Source organism: Bacillus sp. PK6-16 (genome assembly GCF_056530295.1).
In genome coordinates, this window is sequence record NZ_CP096511.1 from 4623733 (window position 1) to 4636454 (window position 12722).

10 protein-coding genes and 1 pseudogene are annotated in these 12722 nt (G+C 35.9%); 1 reads left to right on the forward strand and 10 read right to left on the reverse strand.

What is annotated here, in order from left to right; genetic code table 11:
- Positions 1-2: 2 nt before the first annotated feature.
- The 6 genes from M1D66_RS23835 to bdhA all read right to left on the reverse strand — a co-directional run bounded on the left by M1D66_RS23835 (position 3) and on the right by bdhA (position 6286).
- Entirely contained in the window at positions 3-1319 is a 1317-nt protein-coding gene (locus M1D66_RS23835; RefSeq protein WP_025710080.1) for a D-arabinono-1,4-lactone oxidase, read from the reverse strand.
- Positions 1307-2479: an amino acid deaminase/aldolase gene (locus tag M1D66_RS23840; protein WP_000373736.1), complete on the reverse strand. Its 1173-nt coding sequence runs from the start codon at positions 2477-2479 to the stop codon at positions 1307-1309. The genes M1D66_RS23835 and M1D66_RS23840 overlap by 13 nt, the downstream gene beginning before the upstream one ends.
- A 107-nt stretch (positions 2480-2586) precedes the next feature.
- Positions 2587-3588: a sphingomyelinase C gene (gene sph / locus M1D66_RS23845; RefSeq protein ID WP_000649835.1), complete on the reverse strand. Its 1002-nt coding sequence runs from the start codon at positions 3586-3588 to the stop codon at positions 2587-2589.
- Between the two features lie 76 nt (positions 3589-3664).
- Positions 3665-4516 (reverse strand): phospholipase CerA, encoded by an 852-nt coding sequence (gene cerA / locus M1D66_RS23850; RefSeq protein WP_000730995.1) that lies wholly within the window; start codon positions 4514-4516, stop codon positions 3665-3667.
- A gap of 253 nt (positions 4517-4769) precedes the next feature.
- On the reverse strand, positions 4770-5114 hold the full coding sequence (locus M1D66_RS23855; RefSeq protein ID WP_000948210.1) for a potassium channel family protein: 345 nt from the start codon (positions 5112-5114) through the stop codon (positions 4770-4772).
- A gap of 119 nt (positions 5115-5233) precedes the next feature.
- Entirely contained in the window at positions 5234-6286 is a 1053-nt protein-coding gene (bdhA, locus tag M1D66_RS23860; RefSeq protein WP_000645827.1) for a (R,R)-butanediol dehydrogenase, read from the reverse strand.
- A gap of 225 nt (positions 6287-6511) precedes the next feature.
- On the opposite strand from bdhA, the gene M1D66_RS23865 reads away from it, so the two are divergent.
- Positions 6512-7666, forward strand: coding sequence for an MFS transporter (locus M1D66_RS23865; protein WP_000873272.1), 1155 nt, complete (start codon positions 6512-6514; stop codon positions 7664-7666).
- On the opposite strand, the pseudogene M1D66_RS23870 reads toward M1D66_RS23865, so the two are convergent.
- The 4 genes and pseudogenes from M1D66_RS23870 to rbsB form a co-directional block, all read right to left on the reverse strand.
- A pseudogene (locus M1D66_RS23870) lies at positions 7587-7895 on the reverse strand (hypothetical protein); the annotation flags it as partial. The gene M1D66_RS23865 and the pseudogene M1D66_RS23870 overlap by 80 nt on opposite strands.
- A 429-nt stretch (positions 7896-8324) precedes the next feature.
- Complete coding sequence (gene inhA2 / locus M1D66_RS23875; RefSeq protein WP_001252991.1) at positions 8325-10724, reverse strand: M6 family metalloprotease immune inhibitor InhA2; 2400 nt, start codon at positions 10722-10724, stop codon at positions 8325-8327.
- Positions 10725-11105: 381 nt separating this feature from the next.
- On the reverse strand, positions 11106-11753 hold the full coding sequence (fsa, locus tag M1D66_RS23880; RefSeq protein ID WP_000667661.1) for a fructose-6-phosphate aldolase: 648 nt from the start codon (positions 11751-11753) through the stop codon (positions 11106-11108).
- Positions 11754-11787: 34 nt separating this feature from the next.
- On the reverse strand, positions 11788-12714 hold the full coding sequence (gene rbsB, locus M1D66_RS23885; protein WP_000758994.1) for a ribose ABC transporter substrate-binding protein RbsB: 927 nt from the start codon (positions 12712-12714) through the stop codon (positions 11788-11790).
- Positions 12715-12722 lie beyond the last annotated feature (8 nt).

Genomic DNA, 12722 nt, shown 5'->3' on the forward strand with positions numbered 1-12722 from the left:
TCTTACTGCCCGGCAAATAGCGGGATAAATAATTTTTCTGCATAAGGATTAAAAAACATTCCAAGTTCATCTAGAGATTTCCTCACCTGTAAAAACGAATGAAACTCTGGATATATATCTTGTAATTGCTCATATGATAATGTATGCATTTTCCCCCAATGCGGACGCCCTTCATACTTCAGAAAAATTTTTTCCACTTCGCCAAAGTAAGCAGCATATTTCATACCTTTATACATATGAACAGCGATATACGCTGAATCTCTTCCATAGGCTGGACTAAGCCATATATCATCCCCTTTTACATAGCGGCATTCGATCGGAAAGTGCACCTTATACTTTTTCTTTTCAATAAGATTTGAGATTTCTTCTACAACCGTCCTCATATACTTTGAAGGAATGCTATACTCCATTTCATAAAATGGTACCGTACGTGATGTAGCAAATACTTCATAGCTCGGGCCAATTATTTTTGTGTTTGGTACAGCTTTAGCTGATAATCGACTCACTCCTTTACTTATAGAAGGAAACCATTTACACCCTTTAGATAGTAAAGAGAACATCCTATTTTCAAGTAACTCCACCTTTAGTTTATGCCATTTCAAATCACTGCCTTGATTCGTTGTTTCGTTCGTAAGTTTTACTTGTACTTCATCAGAATAAGGAAAAACGAAAAATTCAAAATGACGATGCTTCTTATATTCTTCTAGTTTGTTCATTACAGTGGATAATGACTGTTTTTCACTTTCATAAACGAGTGAATACGCTGGAATAACCTTCAATTTTATCTTTACAATGATACCTAACATTCCAAGTGACAACTGAAACGCTCTCCAATATTCTACGTTCTCAGCTTCCGAACAAACTATACTCTCACCATTAGATAGAACTGCCGTAATCTCTATAACTTGTGTTGATAAGCTCCCAAAGGTAATACCCGTTCCATGAGTCCCCGTACTAATCGCTCCTGCAATAGATTGCGAATCAATATCCCCTAAATTTTCTTGCGCATACCCTTTTTCCTCAAGTAACTTCCCTAAATCATATAACTTTGTTCCTGCCCATACTTCAGCAACCATCTTCTCTGCATCAATATTCACAATACCCTTCAATTCATCTAAAGAAACTAAAACTTCTTCCGTTTGCACAAGGGGTGTAAACGAATGTCCTGAACCGACAACACGAATTTTCTTCCCCTTTTTTCGCGCAAGTCCCACAACTTCTACTACATCTTGTATACTTTCTGGATACATCGTATAATGCGGCGTTCCTTCTACATTCCCTGTCCAATTTCTCCACTTTTGTCCCTTTATAGAAAGCATTGGCCATCCCCCCGATATGTTGAATACTCCCCAACAATCTCTCCTTTTTTAACACGATACAAAAAGGGAAAACGCTCACATAACTCACCAGCTTTACTATGGCGAAACAAAATGGACTCTCCTATATCCACTCGTTCCTCACCTTTATAAAAAATTGGCGTTTGTACCTCGCCAGCACCTTCTAAAGCTAATAGTTTTGCACCCTTCGGTCTCCAAACTTCAGGCTCTTTATCTTTTCCAACTGCTCCTGAAGCAATATATCCACCACCTAGGCAAGTGTAAATAAACGGGACTGGTTTACGCACAACTGGTAAGGCAAATCCGACCGCTGGATAAAATTTCACCTCTTTATAATAATCAAACAGCTTCGGAGAATAAAAAGCAGAACCTATTGTAATCTCTGAAACTGAATTATCTTTCTCGGTTGTTTTTATACTTCCTGTTCCGCCTCCATTTACAAACCTTAGCTCAATACCAAGGTTTTGTATTGCTTTTACAATATGTTCTCTTCTTTCTTTCACTTCTAGCACTGATTTCTGCTTTAAATATGAAATTATTTTACTTTTCAACCATTGATTCGGTATATGATCTCCCACCCCAGCAATTTGAGCTTCATAACCCATTACACCATCTAACATTAAATATGATGACCTTCTCACCTTTTCTACTACTTTCAACGCATCCTGCACATTTTTTACTGGGGACCTTTGTACACCAAAATGAAATTGAAAGAAACGACTACTCATATCAATATCCAAACAAACACGAAAACATCCTTTAGATTTCTCAGCAATGCTTTCTAAATACACAATATGCTCTTCACAATCCACCATACAAGTTATAATGAAACCTTTCTTTGTTAACAAACTAATTTCATACAGAGCTCTTTCATCGTAAGCAGGATATCCAAGCAATAAATCATTAAATCCTTGTTCTATTAAAAATAAAATCTCTCTAGGTGAAAAGCACATAATACCTTGAAATCGATCATTTGCAGCTAAAATCTTTTGCATAATCGGAACAGAGCGTAACGATTTACTCGCTATACGAATCTTCTTATTTCCACTTAACTCTATAATCGATTGAATATTTCTATCTAAAGCCATTTCATCCAAAAATGCACACGGTAATGGAACTTCTTTAAAAATTCCTCGATCCACATTTTTCTCTCCTCTTCTCAATATGTCTTATACATATTGGAAAGAAAGTGTGATTTTCCTGTTTGCAAATAAAAAAAGTTTCTTCTTTACGAAGAAACTTTTTGAAACTACTTCATAGAAATAGTCGCCTCTACTGGATAATGATCAGAGTAATCATTATACGTATATTTTTGGAACCACGATGTAACAGTCCATTGTGGAGATTTCGGCTGTAACACCTTATTCTCTATATATGATGGGTTCGCATGGTCTTTACTTGCAATAATATAATCTAAATACTCAGCAGGACTATCAGGGAAATTATATTTTGCAATACTGTTTGTCGTTGCGTCCCAAGTCGCTGTATGTCCAGTATAAGATGGTACAGAAGCGTTCAATGTTTTAAACATAGATGCATACTCTGAATCATTCTTGTTCTCTGCATTAATTTTATTTACGTTCATATCACCGCCAATTAACACATACTCATTATTTGGTATATTTTTATTTTTAATAAAGTCTTGAATTTCTTTTAATTGGTCTGTACGTACAGATGCAGGTGAAGTTTTTCCGCACATACTATCTTCCGCTTGCAAATGCGTACCAATCACGTGAACGAAGCGATCATTTTTCTTAATTTTCGTGTATACAAATCCTTTATTCGATAAATTATCTGGCCCGCATCCTTTTGCAAATACATATTGAATCTTTTCAGCGATTGGCCATTTGCTCACAATCGCAACGCCACCATCTTCAGGAGTTGAAGATGAATAGTTTCCTAACGTTTTATCCCATTCACTTCCACTACTACGACCTAATACTGCTGTTTGATTTGGATATTCTTTCTTCAAATTCCCTAATAAACGATCTGAAGCGCTATTATCAAACACTTCATTTAATATAACTACATCTTGATTCTTTATATAATCTGCCGCCCCGATTAAATCAGCACGCTCAGTTTGTCCCCAGTTCGGATATAAGTTTGTTGATAGCATATATACATTATGCGTCATCACTTTTAATGTATCATTTTGATTTGTAGACACTTCTGCTTGAGCTGACGTTCCGCTATATAAAGCTCCTAAACCAACACCTAAGCTAAGTACACCTTTTAGCAATTTACATTTCACGTTTCATACCCCCATGTATTGTATAGTGATAAAAAGGCCAAATACTCTATTCTGAGATTTGACCTTTTTTAAATACTTAACGATTTCCGTACGTATCAAACCAAAGCTGAATATATCCAGCAGTAACACGTTGTGCATCCATTAAACGCTTACCTGTCATTGGTGTAACTTCAGCGCGCCATTTATCTGCATATTCTTGTGATACAGCAGCTCTCACGAACCAATCTTTCGTATTATCATTTACAATGCCAGCGTAATCTTGTTTCGCAACTACTGCTGCTCCATGAATCCAATCTTCTGGATTCGTACCTTTCCAGTTCCAATATCCATTTCCATCCGTTACTTTATAATTATCTTTTATCGTATCTACAAAGTTTTCATATTTAGAATGGAATCCTTGTGGATACGATAGATTCGTAAAGTTTGCCGCATGCATCGGTTGGTTTACATCCCCTAAATAATGAAGAGATAATCCTAAATAGAAGAACGCTTGTTTCATATCTTTATTTTTATAAGACTCACCAGCTAATTTAAAATATTTAGCTCCTGTTTCCTTTGCTTGCTTTGCATACGGAATATAAGTTTTCCCATTGTCAGGGTCATAGAAATGTGAAGCAAATGTGCTATTATCATAATAAGGATTTTCATAGTCAGCAGCATAAATACCGTTCTCTAACTCCGTACGCCATTCATTTAATAGTGCAACTCGATCTTGTTTTACAAGTGTTGTATTACGAGACATAATATCAATTGCACGGTTTACAATCCATAAATGAGAATTCACGCCTTCTTTATGTTTATCTTCAGCAGACCAGCGCGGAATAACTCCAAATCTCTGTGCCCCATCATTTTCATGAGCAAATGCAACACTTTGTAATGGAGCAACTAATGTAATAGCTGCTGCTAAAGCAAGTACTTTCTTTTTCATATAAAATCCTCCATTTTATAATTGAATTATTGTAAACATTTTGTTAGGATCCTATGATGTCGTCCGGTTAACCTATGACTAGAATATCCCACCTTTCACGAAATTTCTATCACTAAATTAAAATATGCAAATGTTCATATCATTATAACTTTATACACAGTGAATATAATGAATGAATACACTTTCATTTTAATAAACTATTATTAAGGCTTGTCTAAACTAATGTAAAAAAAAAGTAAAGCATCTGAATGCTTTACTCTTTTTTTCTATTCGATAATATACTTGGCAATTGTACATTAACTGCTAACTTATGAATAAATCCAAACACTAGTCCAATCCCAATAAATATGTATAAGATTGTAAATATCTTTCCGAAATCAGTTTGCGGACTAAAATTCCCATCACCGACAGTCGTCAACGTGACCACACTAAAATATAAAGCGTCAATAGGACGTAATCCTTCAACTGTACTATAAAAAATCGTACCCGATATTAAAGTCAGAATTGTTAATACAAATAATACTTGAAATTCTTTATCTTTCCACGCTCGTAAACAGGCTCTTAACATTCGCTTTAAAGTTAACAAAAATGAAAGCATTAGATTCTCCCTTCCAAACAAAAATACATTGAGTCAAAGGAAAGTCTATCACCTTTCAGTATAGAAAAAAAGTAGCCCTCTTCTATTTCTAGAAAAGAGCTACTTTATTCGATTCTATCTTATTTAGGTGAAACAAGAATTTTCACTTGTGTTTTATCTTTTACAAGTGCTTCAAATCCTTCTTCAACAACTTGATCGACTGTAATTTTTTTCGTAATTAATTTCTCTGCTTGAATTTGACCAGAGCTAATTAATTTAATAACGGCTGGGAAGATGTGACGGTATCCTAAAATACCAATAACTTCTTTTTCTTTTAATACTAAATTATTTGGAGTAATTGTTGCGTCTTTTTCCCATACACTAACAATTACAGTTTGTCCTTCAAAGCTTGTACTTTCAATCGCTTGACGTAGTACAACTTCAACACCTGTTACTTCAAAGCTAACATTTACCCCTAAACCATTTGTTAAGTTACGAATTTCAGCTAACACATCTTGAGTTGCTGGATTTAATACATAATCCGCACCTGCTAATTTCGCTAACTCTTGACGTTCTTTAGAAAGTTCAACTGCAATAACAGGAGTTGCTCCTGCTGCTTTAGCTGCTTGGATAACAAGAAGTCCAATTGGACCGCAACCAAATACCGCTACAGCTTCCCCTTCTTTTAATTTACTTTGACGTACTGCATGAACTGCTACTGCTGCTGGTTCTACAAGCGCACCTTGTTCATACGTCATTTCATCTGGAATGTGATGAACCATATCTTCTGGTACTACTGTATATTCAGAGAAACCGCCGCCTTCTCCGCCAAGACCGTGGAAAACAAGTTGTTCACAAACATTGTAATGTCCATGTTTACAAGCTTCACATTTACCACAAGAATAAATTGGCTCTACAACAACGCGGTCTCCCACTTTATGAGATGTAACTCCTTCACCAATCTCTATTACCTCACCACTAAACTCATGACCTAAAATAACAGGTGCTTTCACATGTGTTAATGGATGTTCTTCTGTTGGAATAAAAATAGGCCCTGCTAAATATTCATGCAAGTCTGTCCCACAAATACCACACCATTTAACTTTGATTTTCACTGTTCCTGGTTTTACTGTTGGTTCTGGTACTTCTTCTACTCGTACATCACGTTGATTATGCCAAAGTAGTGCTTTCATTTTATACATCCCTCTCTATGTATATACTTAACCTGGTGAAGTTTACAATTCTATTATAATACTTCTATCCATATATTTCAAAAAAACAATCACATTCCCACTAATTTTTTACAAATAACGTTCAATATTTTGTCACTTTGTACTTTTTTCCACATCTGTTAATTCAATTTCATTGCAGGTGAAATTAGCATTGTGCCATAATAGCATAGGAGAGGTGAATATCGCTTGAAATATTTTATTTACTTTATCGTTATCGTGGCATTTTTAGATACATTTTCACAATTACCTATTATGAGTACTTTCGCTCAAAGCCTTGGAGGAACTCCTCTTATTATCGGGCTAGTTGTCGGTATGTACTCATTCGCTAATATGATCGGTAATATTATTGCTGGAGCCGCTGTCGATAAATTTGGTGCAAAAAAAATCCTTTATATAAGCATGGGAATTACGAGTTTCATAGTCTTGTTATACACCGTTGTTCAAAGTGGTGAACAACTATTAGTTGTGCGCTTTATGCATGGATTTAGTGATGGCTTTTTAATTCCTGCTGCCTTTACATTTTTATCAAAACAAACAAATGCAAAAAGACAAGGAAAAGCAATGGCTCTATCTGGTGCTGCTGTTGGAACAGCCGCAATCGTAGGACCTGCTTTCAGCGGTATTATGAAAGCAACAGCTGGCGTAGAATGGGTCTTCATTACTATTTCTATTTTAATGGCTCTTGGTACGATCGTATCTCTATTCTTCTTACCAAATAACGTATCAAGAAAAGATACATCAAGAACACAAATGATGAACAAAGAAGATATGGTTGAACTTTTAAAATCAGAACCGTTATTACAAGCATATATTGGTGCTTTCACATTAATGTTTTCACAAGGAATTGTCACTTACATGTTACCAGTAAAAGTTGAGGCATTAGCGCTTAAAGCATCCACAACAGGCATGATGTTAAGTGTATTTGGTATAACCGCTATCCTCTTCTTCTTACTTCCAACAAATCGTATTTATGATCGATTTAATCGTTCGAAACTAATGCTAATCGGAATTGCAGTTATGGCATTCGCATTATCTTTACTCGGATTATTTGCTACAAAAGGTATGCTCTTTATCGTAATGATGATTTATGGAATTGGATTCGCAATCCTCTTTCCATCTATTAACGCTTTACTCGTTGAAAATACTACAGACGATAATCGCGGAAAGGCATTCGGATTATTTTATGCCTTCTTCTCATTAGGAGTTGTTGCTGGCTCCTTTACAGTCGGCGCAATCGGAGCATCACCTAGCGTCAGCTTCATTATCGGGACAGCATTTTTATTAACATTTGCTGGGATGATTTATGTAAGAAGCAAAGTAAAAAAGACAATGATGGGATAATCCATCGTTGTCTTTTTTTTAATGCATATTGATATAACTCGTAATATAATGGAAGCGTTGGAATAATGCCAATTAATTTAAATATAAAAGGTAACCGCTCATCTCCTTCTTCATATAAACGAAAAACAAAAACTGTAGTTAAAGTCCAAATGACGCTAAACAAGAAGATACATTTCCAAACAATTGAGGTTAATATTTGTATATCAAATACAAAACCAAAGAGCCCTATCGAATAGAACTCTTTTTGCCCAATATATTACTTTTGTGTATAACCAAATAACAATGTAAATAAATTGAGCCGCAGAGGCAATAATACATCTCTTCTTTTAAACAGAAAGTTTATAAATACTGACGATACTTCGACAATTTCCTCGGAAATATTTCCTTTCCCCACATAATTTGATACAGTACACATGAATAAACACTTGTATTACATAAAGTGAAACTTTAATCAGTGGGGGTTTGGTTCCTCCCCACTGATTATTAGTTGAACCAATCGGGCTTTTACGGGCAGTTGATCTCCCAACTAACTTCTTTACTTCCACTGAATTTTGAGGTGGGGATCTTACTGACCGTTAATGCGGGATAAACTAAAATAATAACTTACTGTACAAATCAAAAAGCACACTCTTCATATGAAGAATGTGCTTTTATGTTATTAACGTTTAATCCAAACAGCGCCTGCCGATTTATCTTCTGCCTGTCCAACAACTTGGAATTTAAGTCCAAGGTTTGGAACTTTTCTTCCTGCGTCTGCAATTTGCTTGTTACTATATACTTTTGAATCATCAAAAGTTGTAACACCTTGTAATCCAGAATAGTTAAACTGACCACGTGTTAATGAATTTACACTCCATGCTGGTGTTTTATCAAATGAAAATGCAGCATCTGCAATTTGCATGCCCGTATTACCGTATGCTGGTTTTCCGTTTAAATTACCAACTAGCGCTTCTGGATGAGAATCTACAACACCCAGGAATCCTTCACCTGGATGCATCCCAACCCAGTTATCTTTGAAACTATCATCTGCATACCAAACGACAAGGCCTGTATTATACACTGGACCTTTTCCTGCTTTTAAACCATTATCTGATCCCGCATAGTTTCTCCACTCTAAGTAGTAATAATGAGCTTTCTTCTCTGTCCCATCAGAAACAACAAAACCATTTAAATTCATTTTAGACTGTCCTTCTACATCATCAGAAAATACAACTTGTCCATCAACAGTTACATTTACATTATCCATCGCAAAACCTTTATATGTTACAGCCGGATCTGTAATATAGTCGAATTGTAGTTTCACTTTTTTTCCTTTAAATTGACTTAAATCATATGATTTATCAATCCATTTCCCATCTGTTGTATCTTTATCTCCTTGGACTACTTTTTCCCCAAGTCTATCAATTAATGTTTTCGTTCCATCTTCTGTTACTGCATGTACTTCGACGAAATCGCACTCTGCTTCTAACTCATAATTTGCTTTATAATCGAATTTTGCATTTGTTCCTTTCGTTAAATCAAAGAATGGTGTCTCTAACGTTGTATGCATATCATCGCCTCTTGTACTATAATATGCATGCTTTCCAAACTCCGGTTTAATCGTTTCAACACTTTTACCTGGTAAGTTAACACGTACAACTCCTGGACGATTTGATTTCGTAACACTTTGATCAATATAGGTAGGAACTCCCACACCACTCTTAATTTTATCGTAATCTACTTCTAATATTTTTGCCCAGTTGCCACCCATATTCTTTTGTAAGAAATCTTTATTTTGTGGTGAAAAACTAGTCGGCTCTGTTCCTGCGATTTTCCCTGTCCAACTACCTCCACTCATTAATGACCAAGCTTCGACTGGTGAACCATTTCCAGTATATTTCGTGTCATATTCATCTGGTAATCCAAGATCATGTCCAAATTCATGTGCAAACACACCTACAGCTCCATCTTCTGGTTCAATTGTGTAATCATGTGCTGCTACTTTACCACCAAAGTAATCTACCTTTGATTTCGTACCTTCAATCGCTACTGGATCTACTGATAATTTTGAACGATGTGACCAGATTGCATCATCACCTAATTTACCGCCACCAGCTTCTTGACCAACACCAGCATGGATTACCATTAAATGATCAATTACACCGTCAGGTTCATTTTGATTCCCGTCCCCGTTTGTATCATATCTATCAAATTGATCAAACTGGGATAAATCTAGTCCTTTCTCAGCAGCTGCATGCAAAGCTTCTTTCACTAAATCACGTGCACCCTTTGGACCTTTATTATCGTGACCACTGCTACCATCAGCCCCATAATCAGATGCTTTTCCTGGAACAGTTAGCCACTCCGTTACATATCCATCTGTCGTATAACTACCACCAGACTGCTCTTCATAGTATTGTTTAAACGTTTTTACTTTTGAACCATCAAATAAAGTATACGGCTCATTACCGAACAACATCTTTTGATAATGTTCTCTACTAAAGTCTTTCGAATACATATAACCTGGTGTTTGATCAATATTATTATGTTTATAATCACTAAATTCAACGAGTAACACTAATACTTTATCCGATCGAACAGATCCCTTATATGGAGCTTGCTTTGCTTTTGAAGTTGGAACTTGCCCATTCAATTGCTTTTTATTTGGTTCTGGCTTTTGCTCAAGGCTAACATTTTTTTCAGCCTTTTTTACATTTTCCTTTTCTTCCATCTTTTTCTCTTTTACTTTTTTTGTGAAATCAGACGTTTCTTGTGAGTGAGCATCTGGAAGAATTTCTTTATTCGCCTGATCTCCTTGTTTCTTTTCAATATATTGCTCAACAGCTTTTTTCGTCTCTTCTTTAGAAGATGCTGGATTAATTGTTCCTCTTTCTTTCAGTGCTTCCGCTAAACGATCTTCTTGAATTAAATTGTAATCAATTGGTGTTGTAGATACATTATCTTTCTCTTTTGCTGGCGTTTCTGCGTATGTTAATGGAGCACTCATTACAGATGTGCATCCGATAATTGCCGCAATTGCTAATGACGATAACACTTTAAATGGCGCTTTTCTTCTCATTCCATTTCTCTCCTTTTATAAAACTTAAAATTCAGATAAATAAGTACATTTTTGTCGAAATCCCCGTTTACTACCCTCCCTATATAAAAAGGCATAATTCTATAAACGTTAAGCTTTCTGTTATAGAATCATGCCCTCCAGTTTTCTGGTCAGACCCTCTATCTTTTTATCCCTTGGTTCAATTAATAATCAGTGTGGGGATGAACAAAGCCCCACTGATTAAAGTTTCACTTTATATCGAAATATGAAAAATAAAGAGTTATGTGATATATATTAAATATCTTATATAATAAATTTAAAAGACAATATGCAAAATTGCATGAAAATTCTTTTAAATAAAAAAGAATCCTAGTCAATTAAACTAGGATTCTTGCTTTTCTATTATTTCTCTTGTGTTTTTTCCCAATCAGCTAAGAATTTCTCAATTCCTTGATCTGTTAATGGGTGCTTCACTAATGAAGCAATTACGTTTGCTGGGATTGTTGCAATATGTGCACCGTTTAATGCTGCGTCAGTTACGTGAACACTGTGACGTACAGATGCTGCAATGATTTCTGTTTCGATGCCATGAATCGCAAAGATTTCTGCGATTTGACGAATTAAGTCCATACCGTTATGACCGATATCGTCTAAGCGACCTAAGAATGGTGAAACGTATGTTGCACCAGCACGAGCTGCAAGTAACGCTTGAACTGCTGAGAATACTAATGTAACGTTTGTACGAATTCCTAAGTCAGAGAATGCTTTTACTGCTTTTAAACCTTCTGTTGTCATTGGAACTTTTACAACAACGTTTGGAGCAATTTTCGCTAATTCTTTTCCTTCTTCGATCATTTTATCAGCTTCTAAGCTAATTACTTCTGCACTTACAGGTCCTTCTACAACGTTGCAAATTTCACGAATGCGTTCGTGGAAATCTACGCCTTCTTTTGCTACAAGTGATGGATTTGTCGTTACTCCAGCTAATACGCCTAATGCATTTGCCTCTTTAATTTCGTTAATGTTTGCTGTATCAATAAAGAATTTCATTTGTTATTCTTCCTTCCTAATTTTCATTTTATATTTATTTATTTTTCTTAATAAGCTCTAATTCAATCGGAATAGATTTGTCCACTTTTTTACCTTGTGTTATCTCTTTTGCTGTTTGCATCGCCTTCTCTCCGATTAATTCTGGTTTTTGAGCGACTGTTGCAGCCATACGCCCATCGTTAACCGCTTTCACAGCATCTTCTGTTGCATCAAATCCAACAACTACTACATCTGTTTTTCCAGCAGACTTCAACGCTTCAAGTGCACCTAATGCCATCTCGTCGTTATGAGCAAACACGGCTTTAATATCGCTATTTGCTTGCAAAATGTTTTCCATAACAGATAATCCTTTCGCCCTATCAAAATCAGCCGCTTGTTTGGCAACTACTTTTAAAGACTTATCGGCTACGTTATGGAATCCTTTCCCACGTTCACGAGCAGCAGACGATCCAGGGATTCCTTCTAACTCAGCAACGTTTGCTCCTTCGCCGACTAATTCACGAATGTAATCACTAGCCATTTGACCACCTTCAATATTATTAGATGCAATGTGAGAAACAACCTTACCTGAATTCGCAACGCGGTCTACTGTAATAACAGGAACATTTGCTGCATTTGCCGCACTTACTGCTGAAGCAACAGCATCTGAATCGGTCGGATTAATAACAACTACATCGACACCCTTTTGAATTAAATCTTCAACATCGTTCGTTTGCTTTGCTGCATCATTTTGCGCATCAACAGCAATCAATTCGATGCCACTATCTTTCGCTTTCTTTTCTGCCCCCTTTTTCAAAGTTACAAAGAAGGGATTATTTAAAGTTGAAACAGAAAATCCAACTTTAATAGTTTTATTTCGACCTTTATCGCTAGAATCCTTTGCCCATTCTGGTGGTTCCATTGAACAACCAGCAGTAACGACCATAATACATGCAACGAGTATAAGTAACCATTTCTTCATGAACTGTC